The 21,513-nt window shown below is 64.6% G+C and carries 29 protein-coding genes, 1 pseudogene and 1 riboswitch; of the genes and pseudogenes, 19 read left to right on the forward strand and 11 right to left on the reverse strand.

Annotated elements, in window-relative coordinates:
* The first annotated feature begins 13 nt into the window (after nucleotides 1-13).
* The gene (locus GGD67_RS23875; protein ID WP_179736255.1) at nucleotides 14-1,336 is read left to right on the forward strand and encodes an ATP-binding protein; all 1,323 of its coding nucleotides are present in this window, start codon (nucleotides 14-16) and stop codon (nucleotides 1,334-1,336) included.
* 1 nt (nucleotide 1,337) lies between these two features.
* Here GGD67_RS23875 and GGD67_RS23880 read toward each other — a convergent pair whose 3' ends face one another.
* Nucleotides 1,338-1,538 (reverse strand): hypothetical protein, encoded by a 201-nt coding sequence (locus tag GGD67_RS23880; RefSeq protein WP_018318626.1) that lies wholly within the window; start codon nucleotides 1,536-1,538, stop codon nucleotides 1,338-1,340.
* 242 nt (nucleotides 1,539-1,780) lie between these two features.
* On the opposite strand from GGD67_RS23880, the gene GGD67_RS23885 reads away from it, so the two are divergent.
* From GGD67_RS23885 to thiC, 6 genes are all read left to right on the forward strand, one after another.
* Nucleotides 1,781-2,338, forward strand: a complete 558-nt coding sequence (locus tag GGD67_RS23885; RefSeq protein ID WP_092253535.1) for a lytic transglycosylase domain-containing protein — start codon at nucleotides 1,781-1,783, stop codon at nucleotides 2,336-2,338.
* 178 nt (nucleotides 2,339-2,516) lie between these two features.
* A riboswitch (TPP riboswitch) is annotated at nucleotides 2,517-2,645 on the forward strand.
* Nucleotides 2,633-3,643 (forward strand): FAD-dependent oxidoreductase, encoded by a 1,011-nt coding sequence (locus GGD67_RS23890; protein WP_179736257.1) that lies wholly within the window; start codon nucleotides 2,633-2,635, stop codon nucleotides 3,641-3,643. It overlaps the preceding riboswitch by 13 nt.
* Nucleotides 3,634-3,831 (forward strand): sulfur carrier protein ThiS, encoded by a 198-nt coding sequence (thiS, locus tag GGD67_RS23895; RefSeq protein ID WP_028145578.1) that lies wholly within the window; start codon nucleotides 3,634-3,636, stop codon nucleotides 3,829-3,831. The genes GGD67_RS23890 and thiS overlap by 10 nt, the downstream gene beginning before the upstream one ends.
* A 164-nt stretch (nucleotides 3,832-3,995) precedes the next feature.
* Nucleotides 3,996-4,778, forward strand: a complete 783-nt coding sequence (locus GGD67_RS23900; protein ID WP_179736393.1) for a thiazole synthase — start codon at nucleotides 3,996-3,998, stop codon at nucleotides 4,776-4,778.
* Nucleotides 4,765-5,373 carry a thiamine phosphate synthase gene (locus tag GGD67_RS23905; RefSeq protein ID WP_179736259.1) on the forward strand — a complete coding sequence of 203 codons (609 nt, stop codon included), beginning with the start codon at nucleotides 4,765-4,767 and terminating at the stop codon, nucleotides 5,371-5,373. The genes GGD67_RS23900 and GGD67_RS23905 overlap by 14 nt, the downstream gene beginning before the upstream one ends.
* Before the next feature lie 183 nt (nucleotides 5,374-5,556).
* Nucleotides 5,557-7,455, forward strand: a complete 1,899-nt coding sequence (gene thiC, locus GGD67_RS23910) for a phosphomethylpyrimidine synthase ThiC (RefSeq protein ID WP_179736262.1) — start codon at nucleotides 5,557-5,559, stop codon at nucleotides 7,453-7,455.
* Nucleotides 7,456-7,594: 139 nt separating this feature from the next.
* On the opposite strand, the gene GGD67_RS23915 is transcribed toward thiC, so the two are convergent.
* Nucleotides 7,595-8,050, reverse strand: coding sequence for a hypothetical protein (locus tag GGD67_RS23915; protein ID WP_018318618.1), 456 nt, complete (start codon nucleotides 8,048-8,050; stop codon nucleotides 7,595-7,597).
* A gap of 119 nt (nucleotides 8,051-8,169) precedes the next feature.
* Here GGD67_RS23915 and GGD67_RS23920 point away from each other — a divergent pair, with 119 nt between their 5' ends.
* The gene (locus GGD67_RS23920) at nucleotides 8,170-8,682 is read left to right on the forward strand and encodes a uracil-DNA glycosylase family protein (RefSeq protein WP_018318617.1); all 513 of its coding nucleotides are present in this window, start codon (nucleotides 8,170-8,172) and stop codon (nucleotides 8,680-8,682) included.
* 332 nt (nucleotides 8,683-9,014) lie between these two features.
* On the opposite strand, the gene GGD67_RS23925 is transcribed toward GGD67_RS23920, so the two are convergent.
* Nucleotides 9,015-9,452 carry a VOC family protein gene (locus GGD67_RS23925; RefSeq protein ID WP_018318616.1) on the reverse strand — a complete coding sequence of 146 codons (438 nt, stop codon included), beginning with the start codon at nucleotides 9,450-9,452 and terminating at the stop codon, nucleotides 9,015-9,017.
* A 334-nt stretch (nucleotides 9,453-9,786) separates the two neighbouring features.
* On the opposite strand from GGD67_RS23925, the gene GGD67_RS23930 reads away from it, so the two are divergent.
* Together GGD67_RS23930 and GGD67_RS23935 are read left to right on the forward strand one after the other, a co-directional pair.
* Nucleotides 9,787-10,434 (forward strand): glutathione S-transferase family protein, encoded by a 648-nt coding sequence (locus GGD67_RS23930; protein WP_179736263.1) that lies wholly within the window; start codon nucleotides 9,787-9,789, stop codon nucleotides 10,432-10,434.
* A gap of 239 nt (nucleotides 10,435-10,673) precedes the next feature.
* Nucleotides 10,674-11,369, forward strand: a complete 696-nt coding sequence (locus tag GGD67_RS23935) for a glutathione S-transferase family protein (RefSeq protein WP_179736265.1) — start codon at nucleotides 10,674-10,676, stop codon at nucleotides 11,367-11,369.
* A 123-nt stretch (nucleotides 11,370-11,492) separates the two neighbouring features.
* Here the strand turns inward: GGD67_RS23935 and GGD67_RS23940 are convergent, their stop codons facing one another.
* The gene (locus tag GGD67_RS23940) at nucleotides 11,493-11,927 is read right to left on the reverse strand and encodes a hypothetical protein (RefSeq protein WP_018318613.1); all 435 of its coding nucleotides are present in this window, start codon (nucleotides 11,925-11,927) and stop codon (nucleotides 11,493-11,495) included.
* Nucleotides 11,928-12,406: 479 nt separating this feature from the next.
* Here GGD67_RS23940 and GGD67_RS23945 point away from each other — a divergent pair, with 479 nt between their 5' ends.
* The 3 genes from GGD67_RS23945 to GGD67_RS23955 all read left to right on the forward strand — a co-directional run bounded on the left by GGD67_RS23945 (nucleotide 12,407) and on the right by GGD67_RS23955 (nucleotide 13,693).
* Nucleotides 12,407-12,790: a RidA family protein gene (locus GGD67_RS23945; RefSeq protein WP_018318612.1), complete on the forward strand. Its 384-nt coding sequence runs from the start codon at nucleotides 12,407-12,409 to the stop codon at nucleotides 12,788-12,790.
* Nucleotides 12,791-12,941: 151 nt separating this feature from the next.
* A complete protein-coding gene (locus GGD67_RS23950) occupies nucleotides 12,942-13,202 on the forward strand; it encodes a hypothetical protein (protein WP_018318611.1) in 261 nt (86 codons plus the stop codon).
* Nucleotides 13,203-13,441: 239 nt separating this feature from the next.
* Entirely contained in the window at nucleotides 13,442-13,693 is a 252-nt protein-coding gene (locus GGD67_RS23955; protein WP_018318610.1) for a hypothetical protein, read from the forward strand.
* Between the two features lie 186 nt (nucleotides 13,694-13,879).
* Here the strand turns inward: GGD67_RS23955 and GGD67_RS23960 are convergent, their stop codons facing one another.
* Entirely contained in the window at nucleotides 13,880-14,377 is a 498-nt protein-coding gene (locus GGD67_RS23960; protein ID WP_092253560.1) for a molecular chaperone DnaJ, read from the reverse strand.
* A 111-nt stretch (nucleotides 14,378-14,488) separates the two neighbouring features.
* On the opposite strand from GGD67_RS23960, the gene GGD67_RS23965 reads away from it, so the two are divergent.
* Nucleotides 14,489-15,256, forward strand: coding sequence for an SDR family NAD(P)-dependent oxidoreductase (locus GGD67_RS23965; protein ID WP_179736267.1), 768 nt, complete (start codon nucleotides 14,489-14,491; stop codon nucleotides 15,254-15,256).
* A 286-nt stretch (nucleotides 15,257-15,542) separates the two neighbouring features.
* Nucleotides 15,543-15,791: a helix-turn-helix domain-containing protein gene (locus tag GGD67_RS23970; protein ID WP_018318607.1), complete on the forward strand. Its 249-nt coding sequence runs from the start codon at nucleotides 15,543-15,545 to the stop codon at nucleotides 15,789-15,791.
* Here the strand turns inward: GGD67_RS23970 and GGD67_RS23975 are convergent.
* A complete protein-coding gene (locus GGD67_RS23975; protein WP_026202046.1) occupies nucleotides 15,788-16,030 on the reverse strand; it encodes a hypothetical protein in 243 nt (80 codons plus the stop codon). The two genes, GGD67_RS23970 and GGD67_RS23975, sit on opposite strands and share 4 nt — an antisense overlap.
* Nucleotides 16,031-16,187: 157 nt before the next feature.
* Between GGD67_RS23975 and GGD67_RS23980 the strand changes: the two genes are divergently transcribed.
* On the forward strand, nucleotides 16,188-16,703 hold the full coding sequence (locus GGD67_RS23980) for a collagen-like protein (protein ID WP_179736269.1): 516 nt from the start codon (nucleotides 16,188-16,190) through the stop codon (nucleotides 16,701-16,703).
* A 158-nt stretch (nucleotides 16,704-16,861) separates the two neighbouring features.
* Here GGD67_RS23980 and GGD67_RS23985 read toward each other — a convergent pair whose 3' ends face one another.
* The gene (locus GGD67_RS23985; protein WP_179736271.1) at nucleotides 16,862-17,080 is read right to left on the reverse strand and encodes a hypothetical protein; all 219 of its coding nucleotides are present in this window, start codon (nucleotides 17,078-17,080) and stop codon (nucleotides 16,862-16,864) included.
* A 98-nt stretch (nucleotides 17,081-17,178) separates the two neighbouring features.
* Nucleotides 17,179-17,445 (reverse strand): DUF2277 domain-containing protein, encoded by a 267-nt coding sequence (locus tag GGD67_RS23990; RefSeq protein ID WP_018318604.1) that lies wholly within the window; start codon nucleotides 17,443-17,445, stop codon nucleotides 17,179-17,181.
* A gap of 128 nt (nucleotides 17,446-17,573) precedes the next feature.
* On the opposite strand from GGD67_RS23990, the pseudogene GGD67_RS23995 reads away from it, so the two are divergent.
* The 3 genes and pseudogenes from GGD67_RS23995 (at nucleotide 17,574) to GGD67_RS24005 (ending at nucleotide 19,831) form a co-directional block, all read left to right on the forward strand.
* Nucleotides 17,574-18,649: pseudogene (locus tag GGD67_RS23995) on the forward strand (alpha/beta fold hydrolase).
* A gap of 148 nt (nucleotides 18,650-18,797) precedes the next feature.
* On the forward strand, nucleotides 18,798-19,151 hold the full coding sequence (locus GGD67_RS24000) for a hypothetical protein (RefSeq protein ID WP_179736273.1): 354 nt from the start codon (nucleotides 18,798-18,800) through the stop codon (nucleotides 19,149-19,151).
* A gap of 77 nt (nucleotides 19,152-19,228) precedes the next feature.
* Nucleotides 19,229-19,831 carry an MSMEG_1061 family FMN-dependent PPOX-type flavoprotein gene (locus GGD67_RS24005; RefSeq protein WP_179736275.1) on the forward strand — a complete coding sequence of 201 codons (603 nt, stop codon included), beginning with the start codon at nucleotides 19,229-19,231 and terminating at the stop codon, nucleotides 19,829-19,831.
* Nucleotides 19,832-20,053: 222 nt separating this feature from the next.
* On the opposite strand, the gene bfr is transcribed toward GGD67_RS24005, so the two are convergent.
* The 3 genes from bfr to GGD67_RS24020 all read right to left on the reverse strand — a co-directional run bounded on the left by bfr (nucleotide 20,054) and on the right by GGD67_RS24020 (nucleotide 21,418).
* Nucleotides 20,054-20,542: a bacterioferritin gene (bfr, locus tag GGD67_RS24010; RefSeq protein ID WP_008556076.1), complete on the reverse strand. Its 489-nt coding sequence runs from the start codon at nucleotides 20,540-20,542 to the stop codon at nucleotides 20,054-20,056.
* Nucleotides 20,543-20,675: 133 nt separating this feature from the next.
* On the reverse strand, nucleotides 20,676-20,948 hold the full coding sequence (locus GGD67_RS24015) for a bacterioferritin-associated ferredoxin (RefSeq protein ID WP_018318601.1): 273 nt from the start codon (nucleotides 20,946-20,948) through the stop codon (nucleotides 20,676-20,678).
* Between the two features lie 161 nt (nucleotides 20,949-21,109).
* The gene (locus tag GGD67_RS24020; protein ID WP_092253565.1) at nucleotides 21,110-21,418 is read right to left on the reverse strand and encodes a hypothetical protein; all 309 of its coding nucleotides are present in this window, start codon (nucleotides 21,416-21,418) and stop codon (nucleotides 21,110-21,112) included.
* Nucleotides 21,419-21,513 lie beyond the last annotated feature (95 nt).

Below are 21,513 nucleotides of genomic sequence, written 5' to 3' on the forward strand. Positions count from 1 at the left end.
GGGGACGCCAACGATGAAGCCGATCGGATTCTTCCACCTCAAGGGGATCGGCGGGCAGATCGCCGCGCTGGTGCTGGCTTCGACCGTCGCGCTCCATCTCGTCGTCACCACCGCCTTCCTGATCAGCCGGCCCGACCGCCCCGACACGCCGCCGGACGGAGCGCATCAGCTGACCGATGCCGCGCTGCTGCTCGGCTCGGCCGAGGCCGGCGAGCGTCCGCGCCTCGTCGCCGATCTCGCGCGCGCCTTCCCCAAGCTCGGCATCGAAATGCTCGCACCTGGCACCGCAAACGTCGCAGAGAGCGACAATCAGCATCTGCGCGGGATGCGCCGTCATCTCGGACGCGGCTACAGGGCGGTCCAGCTGACCTCGGGCGGCACAGCATCCCGCGTCGGCGTCGAGTTGCCCGACGGCACCGTGATCGCCGGACATGTCGAGGGCGGCCCGCGCCCGTGGTTCTGGGGCGGCCCCTGGCTGACGGCGCTGATGACCGCCTTCATCTGCGTCAGCGTGCTCGGCCTGTGGGCGGCGCGCGCGCTGGCAGCACCGCTATCGTCATTCGCCAAGGCCGCCGAGAATTTCAGCGTCGACGGCGAGGCGGAGCCGCTGCCGGAGCGCGGCCCTGAAGAGATCCGCTCGGTGGCGCGCGCGCTCAACCGCATGCATGAGCGGATCGCCCGGCTGATGTCGGATCGCACCCGGATGCTCGCCGCGATCAGCCACGATCTGCGCACGCCGATCACGCGGCTGCGCCTGCGCGCCGAATTCATCGAGGACGAGGGCAACCGCAAGCGCATGCTGATGGACCTCGACCAGATGCGCGCGATGCTGGAATCGGTGCTGTCGCTACTGCGCAACGACCGCAAGGTCGAAGCCGTGACGCTGGTCGACATCGCCAGCACGCTCCAGCTCGTCGCCGACCAGTTCGGCGACATGGGCCATGTCGTGCATTATGACGGGCCGGCGTCCGCGACCGCCGCCGCGCGGCCCGACGATCTGCATCGTGGCGTCACCAACCTGGTCGAGAACGCGGTGCGCTTCGGCGCCGAGGTGACGATCCGCCTCGACATCTCGGGTACCACGCTCGTCATCGACGTCGAGGACGACGGCCCTGGCATTTCGGATGCCCGAAAGCAGGAGATGCTGGAGCCGTTCGTGCGCGGCGACGATGCGCGCACCATGGACGAATCCACCGGCTTCGGGCTCGGCCTGTCGATCGCGCGCGCCATCGCGCTCGCCCATGGCGGCGAGCTGTCGCTGCACGACCGCAACCCACATGGACTGATCGTACGAATGCAATTGCCGCTCTGGCAGCAGCCGCGGCTCGCCGCCTGACTCACGCCGCGAGCGGCGGGTGCTCGATGGCGGTCTCGTCGAAGATGGCCACCGCCTCGAAGCGATAATTGCAGGCGTGGCAATTCCAGAGATAGGAGACGCGCCCCTCGCCCGGCTCGATCCAGTCAGGCTTTGGAATCGGCGTGCCGCATTGGGCACAGGGGTTCTGTCTGGGGATGTCGCCGAGGTTTGCTTTTGTCATGGCACCTCTCCCGATTTGCAGCGTCTTCTTACTCGCTTTCGCTGGCACGCGCGAATAGACAGGCGTGCTGCCGCGAGCGGGGATCGTCCGTCCCCGAAGCTCTCTTGCGCCAGCTTTGAGTCGTAACCGCGGCTCGGCACCGCAAAATCGGGCGATGGCGGCGTTTGGTCACATCATCGCCGCGTTCGGAAGGCCTAACGGCGGCTGGGCGCAGGTCACCTAGGGGACCTCAGGGATATCTGATGAAAATTTTATGCATTGCCGCGCTGCTCGCGGCCGGATTGACATTGCCGCAGGCCGCAGTCGCGGGCGAAGCCGAATATGCCGAGATGGTCGCGGCGCATGCCCGCGCCAACGGCGTGCCGGAAGCGCTGGTGCATCGCGTGATCATGCGCGAGAGCCGCTACCAGCCGCACCTCGTCGGCCGCGGCGGCACCATCGGGCTGATGCAGATCAAGCTCGCGACCGCCCGCGGGGTCGGCTACACCGGCGACGCCGCCGGCCTGCGCGATCCCAACACCAACCTCACTTATGCCGTGAAATACCTCGCCGGCGCCTATCGTGCCGCCAACGGCGACCATGCCCGGGCCGTGCGTTATTTCGCCGGCGGCTATTACTACGCCGCCAAACGCCAGCGGCAGCAGGCCGTGCAAATCGCCAATATGGGCGATACCAATATGGGCAATATGGGCCAACCCTGGCTCGAGCCCAACGGCAACCCGCAGCCGATGTTCGGCGCCACTCCGCACAGGAAGCTGGCCCAGCGTGTCCGCAATGCGCGGGCGCAAGCCTCGCAATAGCCGCTCGTGTCCCGGACGCGCTGCAGCGCGTAGCGTTGCTGCGCAGCGCCGGGACCCAGCATCCCTGCATCAGCATGGGCCCCGGCTCAGCAGCGCAGCACTGCGTGATGCGCTGCGTCCGGGGCATGAGGGTTCCCGCAACACGCGTTGACCACCCCGCCTCCGTGGCATACATTAGAGCCGTTCCGAGGGGTGCTCCGAGGAGGAGCTGAGATACCGCTAAATGGGCAATACCGCCCAGGACCGCGGTGACCCTTTGAACCTGATCCGGGTCATGCCGGCGAAGGGACAGGGATGTTGCAAACGACCAAGCGACCGGATTCACCGGTATCCATCATCGGCGCAGGCATCGCCGGAGCCTGGCAAGCCCTGCTGTTCGCGCAGGCCGGCCATGCCGTGACCTTGCACGAGCGCGGTGACGAGGCGATGACGGACGCTACCAGCCATTGGGCCGGCGGCATGCTCGCGCCCTATTGCGAGTCCGAGGTCGCCGAACCCATCGTCAGCCGCCTGGGGCTGCGCTCGCTCGACCTCTGGCGGCGCGAGCTGCCCGACACGCCCTTCAACGGCTCGCTGGTCGTCGCCCATCCGCGCGAACGCAACGATTTCGAGCGTTTTGCGCGCATGACCGAGGACCACCGCCGGCTCGATGCCTCAGGCCTCGCCGCGCTCGAACCCTCGCTGGAGGGCCGCTTCCGCGACGCGCTGTTCTTCCCGGCCGAGGGCCATGTCGAGCCGCGCCGCGTGCTGCCGCAGTTGCACGATCGCATCCGCGCCGCCGGCGGCACCATCAAGTTCTCCAGCGACGTCGCAGCCGGGGATCTCGACGGCATCGTGATCGACTGTCGCGGCCTTGGCGCCCGCGACGAGCAGAGCGAGCTTCGCGGCGTCAAGGGCGAGATGATCCTGATCGAGACAGACGAGGTGCAGCTGGCGCGCCCGGTGCGGCTGATGCATCCGCGCTGGCCGCTTTACGTGATCCCGCGCGAGGACAATCTGTTCATGCTGGGCGCGACCTCGATCGAGGCCGAGGACACCGGCGTCAGTGTCCGCTCCGCGCTGGAGCTTTTGGGCGCGGCCTACGCCGTGCACCCCGCCTTCGGCGAGGCCCGCATCGTCGAATTCGGCTCGGGGCTGCGTCCCGCCTACCCCGACAATCTGCCGCGCATCGGCATTCGCGGCAAGACGATCTCCGTCAATGGCCTCTACCGGCACGGCTTCCTGATCGCGCCGGCGCTCGCCGAGCTGACGCTCGCCTATGTCGAGCGCGGCCAGATCGACAACGAGGTGATGCGATGCGTTTGATCGTCAACGGCGAGCAGCGCGAGGTGACTTCGGGAAGCGTCGATGCGCTGCTCTCGGAGCTCGACTACGAGGGCACGCATTTTGCGATCGCGCTGAACTACGACGTCGTGCCAAAGAGCCGCTGGGCCGAGACGGCACTGAAGGCCGGCGACGAGATCGAGATCATCACGCCGCGGCAGGGAGGGTGAGGTGATGCCTGTCGCCACAAACGACGCCGTCATCCTGAGGTGCGAGCCGTCTTCGGCTCGCCTCGAAGGATGGCCGCAAGCGGCGCTGTCATCCTTCGAGGCGCGCAAGTGCGCGCACCTCAGGATGACGGTCTGTGCAAGTCGCCCGCAAGGAAATTGAAGCCATGGTGACCTTCTACGGCAAATCCTTCGCCTCCCGCCTGCTGATCGGCAGCGCGCTCTATCCCTCGCCTGCGATCATGCAGGAAGCGATCCGCGCCTCCGGCTCGAACATCGTCACGGTGTCGCTGCGGCGCGAATCCGCCGGCGGCAAGACCGGGGACGCGTTCTGGAAGCTGATCCGCGAGCTCGACGTCACCGTGCTGCCGAACACCGCGGGATGCCGCAGCGTGCGCGAGGCCGTGACCACGGCAAAGCTCGCGCGCGAATTGTTCGGGACGAGCTGGATCAAGCTCGAGGTGATCGCCGACAACGACACGCTGCAGCCCGATGTCGTCGGCCTCGTCGAAGCCGCCACCATCCTGATCAAGGACGGCTTTGAAGTGTTCCCCTATTGCACCGAGGATCTCTCGGTCGCCAACCGCCTGATCGATGCCGGCTGCAAGGTGGTGATGCCGTGGGCGGCTCCGATCGGCAGCGCGAAGGGCATCACCAATCGCGATGCCTTGAGGCTGCTGCGCGAGCGCCTGCCCGACATCACGCTGGTGGTCGACGCCGGCCTCGGCGCTCCCAGCCACGCGGCCGAGGCGCTGGAGCTCGGCTATGACGCCGTGCTGCTCAACACCGCGATCGCAAAAGCCGCCGATCCCGTCGCGATGGCGAACGCCTTCCGCCTCGGCTGTGATGCCGGCCGCACCGCTTATGAAGCCGGGCTGATGAACGCCCGCGACTTCGCCTCCCCCTCCACCCCTGTCGTTGGGACTCCGTTCTGGCATGCCGTATCCTGATCGATTTTATCCCGTCGTCGACAGCCTCAAATGGGTCGAGCGACTGACAAAGCTCGGCGTCGGCACCATCCAGCTGCGCGCCAAGGAGCTCAACGACGCCGACGCGCTGCAGATCGTCACCGACGCGCTGGCGATCACCAAGGACACGCAAGCCAAGCTGGTCGTGAACGACTATTGGCGCGCCGCCGTCGTCGCCGGCGCCAAATATCTGCATCTCGGCCAGGAGGATCTGGCCGAAGCCGACCTCAAGGCCATCCGCGAGGCCGGCCTCTCGCTCGGCATCTCCACCCATGACGATGCCGAGCTTGAAACCGCGCTCAAGGCCAAGCCCGACTACGTCGCGCTCGGCCCGATCTTCTTCACCACGCTCAAATCGATGCGCTTCGAGCCGCAGGGCATTCCGAAGATCACGGAATGGAAGAAGCGCATCGGCTCCATCCCGCTGGTCGCCATCGGCGGCATCAAGTTCGAGCACGCCGCGGAGATATTTGCGGCGGGTGCGGATTCCATTGCCGTCGTCAGCGACGTCACGCAGAACGCCGACCCGGATGCCCGCGTGCGGCAATGGCTCGACGGTTCAAAGGAGGATGCGTGATGTACGCCGTCCCCTTTTCATCCCGTCACCCTGAGGTGGCCGCTTCTTCAGCGGCCCTCGAAGGGCGACGGCCCGGCTCTTTCATCCTTCGAGGCTCGCCCAGCGGCGCATACGCGCCGCAGGCCTCGCACCTCAGGATGACGAGATCAACAAACGCGCCCAGGAATTAAACCGGAGGATCCCATGAACATCCGCTCCAATCCCGAGAAAACCGTCCCCGCCGTCACCACCGGCCCCCTGCCCTCCTCGCGAAAAATCTTCGCCTCGCCGGACGCTGCGCCCGATCTGCGCGTGCCGCTGCGCGAGATCATCCTCTCCGAAGGCGCGGGCGAGCCGAACCTGCCGGTGTACGACACCTCGGGCCCCTACACCGATCCGTCCGTGACCATCGACGTCAACGCCGGCCTTGCCCGCAACCGCAAGGCCTGGGTGCTGGAGCGCGGCGGCGTCGAGGAATATCAGGGCCGGCAGATCAAGCCGGAGGATAATGGCAGCGTCTCCACCGACAACGCCGCGCGCGCCTTCAGCGCCTATCACAAGCCGCTGCGCGGCCTCGACGGCCACAAGATCACCCAGCTCGAATTCGCCCGCGCCGGCATCATCACCAAGGAGATGATCTACGTCGCCGCCCGTGAGAATCTCGGCCGAAAGCAGCAGCTCGAGCGTGCGGAAGCAGCCCTTGCCGACGGCGAGAGCTTCGGCGCCTCGGTGCCCGCCTTCATCACGCCGGAGTTCGTGCGCGATGAGATCGCGCGCGGCCGCGCCATCATCCCCTCCAACATCAACCATTCCGAGCTCGAGCCGATGATCATCGGCCGCAACTTCCTGACCAAGATCAACGCCAACATCGGCAACTCGGCGGTGACGTCGTCGGTCGAGGAAGAGGTCGAGAAGATGGTGTGGGCGATCCGCTGGGGCGCCGACACCGTGATGGACCTCTCGACGGGCCGCAACATCCACACCACGCGTGAGTGGATCCTGCGCAACTCGCCGGTGCCGATCGGCACCGTTCCGATCTACCAGGCGCTGGAGAAGTGCAACGGCGACCCGGTGAAGCTGACCTGGGAGCTCTACAAGGACACGCTGATCGAGCAGTGCGAGCAGGGCGTCGACTATTTCACCATCCACGCCGGCGTGCGCCTGCAATACATCCACCTCACCGCCAGCCGCGTCACCGGCATCGTCTCCAGAGGCGGCTCGATCATGGCGAAGTGGTGCCTAGCGCATCACAAGGAGAGCTTCCTCTACACCCATTTCGACGAGATCTGCGACCTCATGCGCAAGTATGACGTCTCGTTCTCGCTCGGCGACGGCCTGCGTCCGGGCTCGATCGCCGACGCCAACGACCGCGCGCAGTTCGCGGAGCTGGAGACGCTCGGCGAGCTCACCAAGATTGCGTGGGACAAGGGCTGCCAGGTCATGATCGAAGGCCCCGGCCACGTGCCGATGCACAAGATCAAGATCAACATGGACAAGCAGCTCAAGGAGTGCGGCGAGGCGCCGTTCTACACGCTTGGACCGCTGACCACCGACATCGCGCCGGGCTATGACCACATCACCTCGGGCATTGGCGCCGCCATGATCGGCTGGTTCGGCTGCGCCATGCTCTGCTACGTCACGCCGAAGGAGCATCTCGGCCTGCCCGATCGCAACGACGTCAAGGTCGGCGTCATCACCTACAAGATCGCCGCCCACGCCTCCGATCTCGCCAAGGGCCACCCCGCCGCGCAACTGCGCGACGACGCGCTGTCCCGTGCGAGGTTCGACTTCCGCTGGAGCGACCAGTTCAACCTTGGCCTCGACCCCGACACCGCCAAGAACTTCCACGACGAAACCCTGCCCAAGGAAGCCCACAAGGTCGCGCATTTCTGCTCGATGTGCGGACCAAAGTTCTGCTCGATGAAGATCACCCAGGACGTGCGGGACTACGCAGCGACGCTGAACGATCCGAACAGCGTCGGCATGTCGATGGCCGGCACCGCCGAGGACGGCATGGCCAAGATGAGCGCGAAGTTCAAGGAGATGGGGAGCAGCGTTTATCTGGATGCAGAGAAGGTGAAGGAGAGCAATCGGGTGCTGTGAGGGGCTTCACGCGCTTGTCGTCATGCCCGGGCTTGCCCCGGGCATCCATCCGAAAATTGAGAGGCCGGGCAAAAGCCTGGCCTCTTTTAATTTGGCACGGCGTCGATCAAACAAGATGCTAGAAACATGCGGCCAGCGGTTAACATTGGGTGCGCCGACCTTGGTACTCTTGCTCTGTGAGGTCCTCCGGATCTCGATCTCCGATTGCAAGTGACCAACCCGTTCTCTGGATGACCGGATCATTTTGGCGACCGCCGAGGAACCACCAGGACCTAAGCTCTGGATTATCGTAGATGGATAGCACGTCTCCATTTTCAAACATGAGATCGAGCTGATCCTTGCTGACAATCCTCGTCTCGACGATTTTCGTTCGTAGAATGCGATCAACATTCAAGGATTTTTCGTTGCCGTAGATCTCGTAAGAGAAATTGACCGCACCATCGGAGGATCGAAACGAGAAACGGTCCGCGACATTCAACAAGGCATGCTCGTCCTCAAACCAGAACATGATGTGATACTTGTCGATCGTCACCTGATAGAGTTCCCATCCTATGATGGGACCAAAATCAAAGCGTTCGCTAAATCCAATTGCCATTTCTATCGTCTTCCCGTTTTACCGCCGGTAGGCAAAGCTGGATAAGCGTAGCGAGGTCTGGTGTCTTTGTCGTCCCGCATATCGCTCCGCTCATGCGGGCTACACGTGGATCATTGACATTGCCCGGGCCCACTCCCCACCGCCTCCCCGACCAACTCCGCCCCAACCTCCGCCTCGTCTTCGTCGGCACTGCCGCCTCGACGCGCTCGGCTGAGCTCGGGCATTACTACGCCCATCCCGGCAACCGTTTCTGGCGGGCGATCCATGAGGCCGGGATCACGCCGCGGCGCTATCAGCCAAGCGAGTTTGCGGAGTTGATCGAGCTCGGGATCGGCTTCACCGATCTCTCCAAGTCGGGCGCGGGGATGGATCACCAGATCGCGGCGGAGGCGATCGACGTGCCGGGCTTCAGGGCGAAGATGGAAAAGTACCGGCCGCGGACGATTGCGTTCACGAGCAAGAAGGCGGCGAGCCTGTTTTACGGCCGGCCGTCGGCGTCGATTGCGCTGGGGCGGCAAGAGCGGGATGGGAGCTGGCCGGAGATTTTCGTGCTGCCCTCGCCGTCCGGTGCAGCGTCGGGGAGTTGGACACTGGAGCCGTGGCGGGAGTTGGCGGCTTGGATCGCGGCGTAGGATCGGCGAATGATAGCGCGTCACACTCCGCCGTCGTCCCGGCGCAGGCCGGGACCCATAACCCCAGGGAGGAGTTTGGCGAAGACTGGTCGCCCGGTACTACGACCATCCGCAACATATAAATCACGCGGTATGGGTCCCGGCCCCCGTGCGCAATTACGCACTAAGCCGGGACGACATCGTGGGTTTGACTCGAGGTCCTGCTCAAACACAAAGCCTCGTAGGGTGGGCAAGGCGCGTCAGCGCCGTGCCCACGATTTCTTCGCGAGTCCCAGCAGTGCGTGGGCACGGCGCGAAGAGCGCGCCTTTGCCCACCCTACGGCACCGTCGCCTCACCCCGCATACGCCTTGTCGAGCTCCGCGATCACGATCTTCCGCATCCCCATCATCGCCTGCATCACGCGGTTCGCCTTGGTGCGGTCGGGGTCGCCGAGATAGCGGCCGAGCGCCGTCGGGATCACCTGCCAGGACAGGCCAAATTTGTCCTTGAGCCAGCCGCACCTCGATTCCTCGCCGCCGTCGGCGGTGAGCGCTTGCCAAAAGTAATCGACCTCCTCTTGCGTCTCGACGCTGATGAAGAACGACACCGCCTCGTTGAAGCGGTAGTGCGGCCCGCCATTGAGCGCGTGGAAGCGCTGGCCTTCGAGCTCGAACACCGCCATGAAGTCGCTGACGGTCTCGACCTTGGCATTGGGAAACACCGATTTGTAGAACGCGACGGCCTCGGGGACGTTGTTGTCGAACCAGAGAAACGGCGTGATCGAGGTCATGAATGGGGCTCCTTTCGGCTCGGGCGCGGCGCCGGTGTCCCAAGGACGAAAGAGCGCGCGGCATTCCGACAGGGAGCCCCACTTTTTCCACTCCGCCGTCGTCCCGGCGAAGGCCGGGACCCATAACCACAGGGAGGAGTTTGGCGGAGACTGGTTGCTCGGTACTGCGACCGTCCGCAACACGGCGATCACGCGGTATGGGTCCCGGCCTTCGCCGGGACGACACCTTGGGTGGAGCAAAAAGCTGCGACTAAAATGAAAGCGGGCGCATTGTCGGAATCCGCCCCCACCATTCGTCCTTTGGACCAACACCGCAACCACCCCGGAGCCTCCCATGCCCACCATCACCGCCTTCGAAAACTCACCCGACCGCGGCCGCGGGCAGGCGCGCGACATGCGGGTTCGCTGGGCGCTGGAGGAGGTCGGCCAGCCCTACGATGTCCGCCTCGTCTCGTTCGCGGCGATGAAGCAGCCGGCGCATCTGGCGCTGCATCCGTTCGGGCAGATTCCAACCTTCGAGGATGGCGATCTCGCCCTGTTCGAAACCGGTGCGATCGTGCTGCGCATCGCCGAGTGTCATGCCGGATTGCTGCCTGATGACGCCAACGCCAGGAGCCGCGCGATCGCGTGGATGTTTGCCGCGCTGAACACGCTGGAGCCGCCGATCGTCGAGCTCGGCATGGCCATGCTGTTCGAGCGCGACAGGAGCTGGTACGCGGAGCGGCTGCCCGGCTTGCAGGATCGCGTCCGCACCAGGCTCGGCGAACTGTCCCGCCACATCAGTGAAGCCGACTGGCTCGACGGCGCCTTCAGCGCCGGCGATCTCATGATGGTGACGGTGCTGCGCCGGCTGAACACGTCGGGCCTGCTGGAGGAGTACCCTGATATCGCCGCCTATGTCGCCCGCGGCGAGGCGCGGCCGGCGTTCAGGCGCGCGTTCGATGCGCAGCTTGCGGTGTTCACCGCGGCGTCGCGTTCGTAGGGTGGGTTAGACGCGCGGCTAAGCGAAGCGCAGGCCGCGTGGCGTAACCCACCGCTTCTGTCGCCGTGGATGCTGACACGGTGGGTTACGCCTTGAACCGTTCGTGTTGAGCGACCGAGTTCGTGAACGGCTAACCCACCCTACGAGGGCTACGCCTGCCGCAACTGCTCGGCCCTCTCCCCATTGCCTCGGGCTCCCCACGCCTGCATTCTAGGCCGCCATCCCGGAGGAGCCCGCCCATGCTGACCCTCTACTCCTACCCGCAACTGTTCGGCGTCGCCGACAACAACGGCTACGGGCTCAAGGTCTACGCCTTCCTCAAGCTCGCAGGCGTGTCGTTCGTGCACGAGCATATCTTCGATGCCTCGGCCGCACCGCGCGGGCAGCTGCCTTACGTCGTCGACGACGGCGAGACTATCGGCGACAGCGAGACCATCATCGCGCATGCGATCGGGAAATATCGTCTCACCATCGATGCCGGACTTTCACCGGCGCAGAGTCGCACCAATCTCCTCGTCACGCGCATGCTCGACGATCTCTATTGGGTGATGTCGTATTCGCGCTGGAAGGACGAGCGCTATTATCCGGCCTTCCGCGACGGTTTTATCGCGCAGCATCCGCAAGTGAGTGCGGAAGGATTCGAGAAGGCCAAGGCGTATAATGCGCAGCGCTATCATTACCAGGGCATCGGCCGCTACACGCCGGAGCAGGCTTACGCGCGCGGGCTCGCCGATTTGCAGGTGCTGGCCGAGATCGTGCCCGCCGCGGGCTTCGTGCACGGCGCGGCGCCAACGAGCGTCGATGCCGGCATCTACGGCTTTGTCGCGAACATCTATTATTTTCCGATCCCGACGCCGCTGAAGGCGTTCGTGGATGCGCAGAAGAATCTCGTCGCGCATTGCGAGCGGATTCATGCGGCGGTCGGAAAATCGTAGGGTGGGTTAGCGCAGCGGCTGCGCGAAGCGCGGGCCGATGCGCGTAACCCACCTCTTCGCTTTCCGCGGTGACAGAAGTGCTGGGTTACGCCAAGCGGCTAACCCACCCTACGACACCCTGGCCTACCGCATCGTGATCGCAAGGCCGCTGAGATCCGCATTCGCCATCAACCCGACCTGCGTGCCCGTCAGCTCCAGCACGGCGCCCTTCTGGTTGGTGAGCACGATGGCACGGGCGCCGGCGCCAACGGCGAGGCCCGCGCCGGCGGCGCCGTAGACCCCGGCGACATCGGAGGGACGGTTGATGTTGGAGACGCGGCCGCGCAGCACCGTCTTTGAACCGCCGAAGACGAGGCCGTAGTCGAGGCCGCCGGTGGAGAGCCCATAGGTGCGGCCGCGGAAGTTGAGCACGCCGCTCCCGCCTGAGCCGCCGATGATCCAGCCGGCCTTGTAGATCGTCAGCGTCACGAAACCGCTGTCGGCCATCGCCGAGGTCGAGAGCCCGGCCAGGGCGGCAATGGCGACCAGCGCGGCGCGGAAGGTGGATGCAATCTTCATGGACGTCTCCGGGGGCTATTTTTCAAGGGGGATTCGAATCAGACGCATCGAATCTATCCGATCGATCGCGGCGGCAACATGATGGGACTGCCCTGAGACACAAGGTGCAGCGTCGCACTCAACAGTCATCGCCCGGTTCAACCGGGCGATCCAGTATTCCAGAGGCGGCGGTGATTGAGCCGAGAGGCCGCGGCGTACTGGATGCCCCGGTCAAAGCCGGGGCATGACGGCGGAGGCTCGGGCACAAGGTCGCCCATCGCCATCATCCCATTCTGCCCTTGTTTTGCCCGACGGAGCAACTTGAGTGTTTAGCCTTTACCGAATTATAAAAAACTCAATGATCTCCGCATGATCTCTACTGTGCATGGGGTTGTTTTCGCGTTTTTGTTCTTGCCCGTCTCCGCAACCCGATTGCAAGTCTCCCGCATGTCGCTACGCTCATGCGGGCTACGCGCCCGCTCCTAATTCGAGGTGATGCCATGCCGATCCAGCATTTCGCGCCCCCGCCGCATGTTAAGGCGCCGCCGCTGTCCTTTGCGACGCGCGTCGGTGATCTCCTGTTCGTCTCGGGCATTCCGGGCTTCGATGCCAATGGTGCGCTGCCCGACGGTTTCGAGGCGCAGTTCGCCAATGTCGTCGTCAACATCAAGCGCGTGCTGGACGAGGCCGGCGCCGGTGTCCGCGACCTCGTCAAGGTCAACGTGCTCTTGACCCGCGCCTCCGACGTCGCCGCCATGAACGCGCTCTATGCCGGCGCCTTCGGCCCGCCGCCCTATCCGGCCCGCACCACCTGCGTGGTGCAGGCCCTGCCCGATCCGAAGATGCTGATCGAGATCGAGGCGGTGGCCTCGCTGGCGAAGTGAGCCACGGAGCGTGTGGCTTGCCGGGCACGCGGCCGAACCAAATGCTTGGGGAACAGCTGACATGTCCGTGAACGGCAGCTCCCCGGCTTGCAAAGGACCTGCTTTTACCGCACGAATTTTTGCGTCCCACTTCCCCACAAGGAGATATTTCATGCGTCGAGTTCTCGCCCTCTGTGCCGTTGCCGGCATCGCAAGTTCCGTGTTCGCCGTGCCCGCATCCGCCAAGGTCGGCTATTACGTGATCCGCTGGGACAACACCGGCATCTGCCAGGTCTGGAACGAGGACCTGCAATACAAGCCGCTTCAAATTGGGGTGTCGACCTACAAGGTCGTCAGCAAGCCGCTCCCGACCTTCCAGGCCGCTTCCGACGTCCAGATCAAGATGCGCGCCGAGCGCCGCTGCACGCTCTGAGCTTCTTGCAACGGACCGGATTTCGAGGGCGGGTCGCGCGAGCGGCCCGCCTTCTTCTTTTTGCGGGACCCGCGCGTTTTCCGGCCGAATTCAGCCATGTCCCGCCCGCGCGCTTTGAACCTGACCGGCCTGCGGAACTACTCACATCTTGTTCGGGGCGCATTCCCCAAGACGTCCCGCACCAGCCCTCCCCGTCATTGCCGGGAGGCACATCACATCATTCATTTGAGGAGCTGATCATGCGTCGTATTTCCGTGCTGTGCGCTGCCGCCGGTCTTGCCGTCACCGCCTTCGTCGCGGCGAGTCCTGCGGAAGCCAGCTATCACCTGATCCGCTGGCAGGACACGGGCCTGTGCCAGATCTGGGACGAGAGCATCCCGACCACACCGTGGCCGGCCGGCTATCATCGCGCCAGCGCATCCGTGCCGACCTTCATCGACGCCCTCGCGGTGAAGGATGCCGCGCTGAAGAACGGTCAGTGCACCTGGTAAGATTTTCGATCGGCGGACGAAGAGCGGGCGAGGACCATGCGTCCTTGCCCGCTTGTTTTTCCGAGATGTCGTAGGGTGGGCAAAGGCGCGCACTTCGCGCCGTGCCCCCGCCTTTCAACAACGGGCAAATGGGTGGGCACGGCGCTTCGCGCCTTTGCCCACCCTACGAGATATCGTCAAGCCCGCTCACGCATCCTTATGCGCGCCGGGATGGATCAGGACGTCGCGCGCGGCGGCGAGATCGATGAAGGCTTGCGCGCTGCCGCCGTGGTCGGGATGCATGCCCTTGGCGGCGCGGCGATAGGCCTGGTTGATGTCCTCGCAGGTGAGCTGCACCGCGAGCGGCAGACCAAGCATCTTGCGGGCGCGATCCTCGCTGGACAGCTGTTTCGGCATGGCGTTGCGGCGGCCGAAGCGCGGCGCGGTCAGATCATGAACGACTTCGAGAACGACGCCGATGCGGCGCTGGGCCGCCAGCGTGACGCCGTGATCGTCATTGTCGACCGCCTGGCGCAGCACCGGAAGCGCCTGCTCGGCGGCCTGTCGCAGCGTGGCATCGACGCTCATCCGCGCGATCTCGGCCACGAGCCGGCCCGCCTCGGCCCAATCGGCCGATTGCGCCGACCGCAGGCGTTCGAGGGCGGGTTTCCAGGAGTCGAGCCGGGAGTCGAGCCGTTCCATCATGCGCGCAACGTTTAGCAATGAAGATCAGTATGCCAAGGCTGCCGTTTCCGACCCCTTAATTTCGAGTTAGCGTTTCGTGAAACTTCGAAACGAAATCAGGAGGAAAATGTCATGGCATTGCTCGCAAACCACATCGCCGTCGTCACGGGCGCCGGTTCCGGCATCGGCCACGCCATCGCGGCCGGCTACGCCCGCGAGGGCGCGCAAGTGGTGCTGCTCGACGTCAATGCCGACACGGTCGCGGAGGCCGCCCAGGAGATCCGCAAAGCGGGCGGCAAGGCCGAGAGTTTTGCGCTCGACGTTGTCAGGCGCGAGGACTGTTTTGCGCTCGCCAAGCAGGTCGCGGGCGAGGTCGGGCAGGTCTCGATCCTCGTCAACAATGCCGGCATCACCCGCCGCAACGCCTTCACCGCGGAGACCGAGACGGTGGCGAAGGACTGGAACGACATCATCTCGCTCAATCTCAACGGCGTCTTCAACATGACGCAGGCCTTCCTTGCACCCTTGCGCGCGAGCAAAGGCCGCATCGTCAATATCGGCTCGATCCAGTCCTTCGTGCATCTGCGCACGCCGAGCTCGGCGGCTTACACGACCTCGAAGCACGGCGTGCTCGGCTTCACCAAGGCGCTCGCGGTCGAGCTCGGCAAGGAGGGCGTGCGCGTCAACGCGATCGGGCCTGGCTTCATCGAGACCAACATCAACGCCAATGTGCGCGCGACCAATCCGGCGCTGGTGCAGGCCTTCGTCGACCACACCCCGCTGGCGCGCACCGGCAAGCCCGAGGATATCGTCGGGCCCGCGATCTTCCTCGCCTCGGATCTGTCGGCCTATGTCACGGGAACGATCGTGATGGTGGACGGCGGCTATCGGACGGTGTGAGGCGCGACTCACTATCCCGAAGCACGAGATCATCGTCCGCCTTGTAGGCAATTGCGCCACTGGACCGGACGATGACACCGCGTGTGTGGAAGAGATAGTCCCGCATCACGATGCATCTGGCGCAAATCGCGGCGGCTTAGCGGCATTCCTGAGGTCAATTGGTGCGATCGTCCGCGATTAACCTTTCATTAACCAAACCCGCCCACCGTGGATCTACGGCTTGGGGGTCGTTGGTTCTCGATCCGCTTCCAAAGATGGCAGCGGGCGTTGATCGGGAGGTGTGTTGATGACCACTGTTCATGTCGCCGCGTCCGAGTCGGGCGCGCAATTCCTTGCTCCTAACCAGATCGTTCCGCTTCTGATCGGCGCCACCGTCGACGAGGTCGAGCGCGAGCTCGTGCTTCAGACGCTTGCGCGCTGCGACGGCAACCGCACACGCGCATCGCGCGTGCTCGGCCTGTCGGTGCGTACGCTGCGCAACAAGATCAAGCTCTATGCCGCGTCCGGCATCGAGGTGCCCGCCTATCAGGATTAGCGTCCGAGGACGCACCGCTGGATCAGTCCGCCGATGATGACCGCGAGCGCGATCATCACGACCGAGGCTGCGATCATCTCGATCGCGCGGAGGAAGAAGGCCGTCATGACAGCCCATGACGGCTGCGGCTCCTCGGCGAATGCGACCGGCACGACGTCGGGTACCAGCTGGTGAGCGAGGCCAAGCGCCGCCGCAAGGACGACAGCGAACAGGCAGAGGATTTTCCACGCTGCGCGCATCGGTCGCTCCTCGCAACAGTTCTGGCCGCACGATCGATGACACAGCGGCGCGTGCCGCCGATTGATGTTGATCAAGCGTTCTGAGCTGTCCCGGCGGAATTGCTGCTGTCGTCAAACGCCGCTAAGTAGCTTGCTTCCGATCATGGGGAGCAGTGGCGTGGCAGACGATCAGGGACGACGGCAGGGATCTCAAGGGCCGCGCGGACGGCAGGGTGAACCGGGACGGCCGGGACCGCAGGGTCATCCCGGCCGGCGCGGTCCCGACGGCGCGCGCGGCAAGCCGGGACCGCAGGGCAAGCCGGGGCCGCTCGGAAAGCCGGGACCTCAGGGCAAGCCCGGTCCGCAAGGCAAGCAGGGTGAGGCCGGCCCGCGTGGGGCCGCCGGCGCGCAGGGGCCTGCCGGACCACAAGGGCCGGCGGGACCGCAAGGCCCGCGCGGCGAGGCTGGGCCTGCCGGTCAATTGCCCTCGATCGAACAGCTGCTGCCGTGGCTCGAGCAACTGTTCGACGCCTGGGACGAGCGCCGCCGCCAGCGCGAGCGCGACGCCGCCGAACGCGAGGCGCTGGAGGCCGCCGTGCAGGAGCCCGATGAGGCCATCGTCGACGACGCGAGCGACGACAGCGAAGGCGACGCGCACAAGAAAAAGAAGAAAAAGAAAAAGCACGGTCACTAGGATTAGTGGCGCGCCCGTGCCCCGACGCAGCGCAGCACGCAGTGATGCGCTGCTGAGCCGGCGCCCATCTAACCAAGAGCTTTTCTCGCGATTTTCTGGGTCCGGCTCTGCGTCGCAGCGCTGACGCACTTCGCCGCGTCCGGGACACGAGCCTCGGTTTAGGAAGCCGATGAATCATCCTTGCGCGGGAGCATGCCCATGCGCTCGAACTGCCAGCGCATGGCGCGATACCAGAGATAGCCCACCGCCGCGCCGCACAGGGCCAGGATGATCACGTTGGCGATCGAGAACGAGCCGCTCCACCACATCATCCACGCGGTCCATAACAGCGTGAGGACGATGGCACCTGCTTTCAGAGGAAGAAGGGGGCGGCTCATGGGTCGTGCTCCGGCTGTCAAAACCCCGGCACACATCATTGCAGGAGGAGACGCCCCCGTACCGTGAGCCAGATCACGGAACGAATTACCCGAGCCCACTAACCGAAGCGCAGCCGCGAGCGCTCCCTGGCCCTTTCCGCCTCGACCTCACGGTCCCGCGCCGGCGCATGGGTGTGCAGCGAGGTCAGGAGATTTCGCGCGGCCTGCGAGACCTCCGCCACTGCGCGGTCGAACGCCGCCTCGTTGGCCTGCGACGGCTTGTTGAAGCCGGACAGTTTTCGCACGAACTGAAGCGCGCTGGCATGGATCTCATCCTCCGTCGCCGGTGGCTCGAAGTTGAACAGCGTCTTGATGTTGCGGCACATGCAGGGGCCTCTTCCGGATGTTTCCTTGAAGACGATCGGCGGAGCCGAAATCCTACATCCTTCTGTGCATTTCTGCTAAGTCCCGCCGCACGCGGCCGCCGACCATGAGCCGCAATGGGGAGAAAAGCATAAAGGCTTCCTGCGCCGCGCTGTCGGCTGCCCTGCTGTCCTTTTCAATACCGGGCCTGGCCGCGGATTATCCGGCACCGAAGCAGGGCGACTGGATCGCCAGGGATTTCAAGTTCCACACCGGCGAGACCATGCCGGAGCTGAAGCTGCACTACACCACAATCGGCGAGCCCTCGGGCCAACCGGTGCTGGTGCTGCACGGCACGGGCGGCTCGGGCGCAAGCATGCTGTCACCCGCCTTCGCCGGCGAGCTGTTCGGCGCGGGGCAACCGCTCGACGCCTCCAAATATTACATCATCCTTCCCGACGGCATCGGTCATGGCAAATCGTCGAAGCCCTCCGACGGGATGAAGACGAGCTTCCCGAAATACGATTACGACGACGTGGTCGAGGCGCAGCATCGCCTGGTGACGGAGGGCCTCGGCGTCAAGCATTTGCGGCTCGTCATCGGCAATTCGATGGGCGGCATGCACAGCTGGCTGTGGGGCGCGAAATATCCGAACGCGATGGACGCACTGATCCGATGGCCTCGCAGCCGACCGAGATGGCGTCGCGCAACTGGATGCTGCGGCGGATCATGCTCGACACCATCCGCAACGACCCGGACTACAATGGCGGCAATTACACCAGCCAGCCGCGCATGATGAAATATGCCATCACCGCCTACGGCGTAGCCAGCATCGGCGGCACGCTGGCCTATCAATCGCAGGCGCGGACCGCGGCCAAGGCGGACAAGATCGTCGACGACCGGCTGGCGGCTCCGATCACGGCGGATGCCAACGACTTCGTCTACCAGTGGGAGTCCTCGCACGACTATAATGCCGGCGAGAAGCTGGAGGCCATCGAAGCATCGCTGCTGCTGATCAATTCCGCCGACGACGAGCGCAATCCGCCCGAGACCGGCATCACGGACGCGGCCATGAAGCGGATCAAGAACGGCCGTCTCTATTTGATCCCGGCGAGCGCCGAGACGCGCGGCCACGGCACCACCGGCAATGCGAAATTCTACAGCGAGCAGGTGCGGCAATTGCTGGAGAGCACACCGCAGCAAACGATCGAATCGGCGCGCCGCTGATTTTGCAGCGCATCATGTGCGGCACTTCGGAGCCGCATATTATTTGGGCATGCAATGCGCTGACAGCTCGGGCTTAATCGCGTCACCGATGGAATCGACGCGAGCAAGACTCGCGCGCGAATAGCGGGACGCGACGAGGAGGGATCGCATGCACAGGCTCGCACTGTGCGTTTGGCTGGTCGTGATGACGGCGCTGACCAGCGCCGCACTCGCATTCGACAACGGGCAATACGACCACATCCCGCCCGATATCCGCGCCTGGTTCAAGAGCGTGATCGCGCCGAACGGTGTGCCCTGCTGCGACGTCTCGGACGGCCATCGCACCGACTACGATGTGCGCAGCGGCGCTTATTGGGTGCCGATCGAAGGGCAGTGGATGGAGGTGCCCGAGCGCGCCATCATCCGCGACCGGGGCAATCCGGTCGGCCAGGCCGTGGTGTGGTACGTTCGCCACCGCGGCGCCATCATCATAAGCTGCTTCGTGCCGGCGGACGCCGTGTAATGCGTCTTTATCGATTCCATTGGCTGGAGGCGGCCCGATCGGCTAGCTTGCCGCCAAGCTGAAGCGGAGGCATGCCGTTGACCGATCTTTGCGCCGAAGACCTCGCCACCATCTATGCCAAGCCGAGCCCACGCGTGATCGCGAAAGCGCGGCCCGCGATCGATGCGCATGCGAAGAAGTTCATCGAGATGTCGCCGTTCTGCGTACTCGCGACGTCGGGCGCGGACGGCAGCGTCGATGCCTCGCCACGCGGCGGCGGCACCGGCTTTGTCCACGTCGCCGGTCCCAACCAATTGCTGATGCCTGACCGCTCCGGCAACAACCGGATCGACAGTTTTCGCAACGTCGTCGAAGGCTCGGGCTTCGTGCACCTGTTGTTCTTCGTGCCCGGGATTGACGAAACGCTACGCGTCGGCGGACGCGGCACGCTGTCGGCCGATCCGGATCTGCTCGCCGCGATGGTCGAATTCGGCAAGCCGCCGCGGGCGGTGCTGAACGTCGCTGTGAGCGAAGTCTATTTCCATTGCGGCAAGGCGCTGATGCGCTCGAAGCTGTGGTCGCCAGAGAAAGTGCAGCGCTCGGTGATGCCCAGCATCGTCACGGTCATTCACGACCAGACTGGCCTCGGTGAACCGGCCAGCCAGGAAACTGTGGAAGAGATTTACAAGACGCAGTTGTAGTTGGGACGACAATCACGGTGTCGTCCCGGACAAGCGCAGCGCAGATCCGGGACCTCCGCGCGAGCGCTTGCGCTCGTCGCGATAACCACAGGGAGTGGTTTTGCGAAGACTAACAGTGAAGAGCTCGTGCCCCGGTGCTCATACCGGCGCATCCAGATAGATCACGCGGTATGGGTCCCGGCCTTCGCCGGGACGACACCGAGTACGCAGCGACGCCCGAGCTTAATGCCCCTCGCCCTCGAGCCCGCCGACGTGCTTCTGGGTGTAGAGCTCAAGGCCGATGCGGCCGATCAGGTCGAGCTGGGTTTCGAGGAAGTCGATGTGATGCTCCTCGTCGCTCATCAGCTTCTCGAACAGGTCACGCGTGACGTAGTCCTTGGCGCCGTGGCAGTAGGTCGCCGCTTCCTGGTAGAGCGCACGCGCGCTCATCTCGGCAGCGAGGTCGCACTCGATGATCTCCTTGACGTTCTGGCCGATGCGCAGGGGATCGAGCACCTGCATGTTCGGAAAGCCGTCAAAGAACAGGATGCGCGCGGTGAGCTTGTCGGCGTGCTCCATCTCCTCGATGGACTCCTTGCGCCAGACCTTGGCCATGTCGAGGAGGCCCCAATTGTCGAGGAAGCGGTAGTGCAGCCAGTACTGGTTGATCGCAGTCAGTTCGTGACGCAGTGCCTTGTTGAGATAGTCGATGACTTTTGCGTCGCCCTGCATGGTTCACTCCAGCTCTTGCAGTCCAAATCGGCCCAAAACCGAATTTAGAATGCTTCTAAGTCAGTTTACGAATGAGGGCAACTGGCTACGGCGGCGCAGCCCGGGAAAAGCTCAGCTGAGCTGGCGAAGGCTTTCAGCAGGCCGCGAGGGCAAACTGGGCGGGCTCGGCCGCCTCGTCATTGGCAGCCACGGTGTGGTTGTGCGGGCAGCCGGCACAGCAGGACTGGGCGCAAGGGCCGAGAGCTTCGTCGATGATGGTCTTGATCGTCCGGGCGCAGCGGCCGCATTCGGCGCTACAGCCGAGGCATCCATAGACCTGCTTGGCATGGCGCACGGCGTCGTCGGACTCGGCGACGGCGGCGCGGATGTCGTCATCGCTCAGCACGTTACAGGAACAAACGATCATGGAAGCGGCAGGCCCTTCGGTGATGCGTCATCATCGATATTTAACGGGCCCGCCGGATGCAAAAGGAAAAAGCGGTATTTGAAGCTATTCCAAACTGGCCCAAAAGCAGCCTAGAACGGCCCTAAATTTCAGGGTTGCGCTGGATCAAGATTGGAGCGGATCTAATCGCCGCCACCGCCTCCCCCACCGTCACCGCCGCCACCGCAATCGCCGCCACTGCTGCCGCTATCGCTGCTGGAACAGCTGCCGCCGTCGGCCGGGCTGCCCGAACTGTCGCTGGAAAACCAGCTTCCCAGCGAGAAGCCGTTATTGCTGCCCGAATAGGTGTCGCCGCTGCTGCTGCCGTCGCCGCCCGCCCCGGCGCGGGAGCGCCGCTGGCCGCGGTTCTGAAGATGGGTGATCCAGCCGTAACCGATCGCGGACACGACCCCGGCCGCAATCAATGCATTGATCATCGCGTTGCCCATCATCGCCTCCCTGGCCGGGCCTACGGTCCATATCAATTGGTCGCCCGCCCCCAAGGTGCCGTTCATTGATCATTCAAGCGAAGTATGGAACTCTGGCC

The sequence above is a fragment of the Bradyrhizobium sp. IAR9 genome (assembly GCF_013408065.1).
Taxonomy (GTDB): domain Bacteria; phylum Pseudomonadota; class Alphaproteobacteria; order Rhizobiales; family Xanthobacteraceae; genus Bradyrhizobium.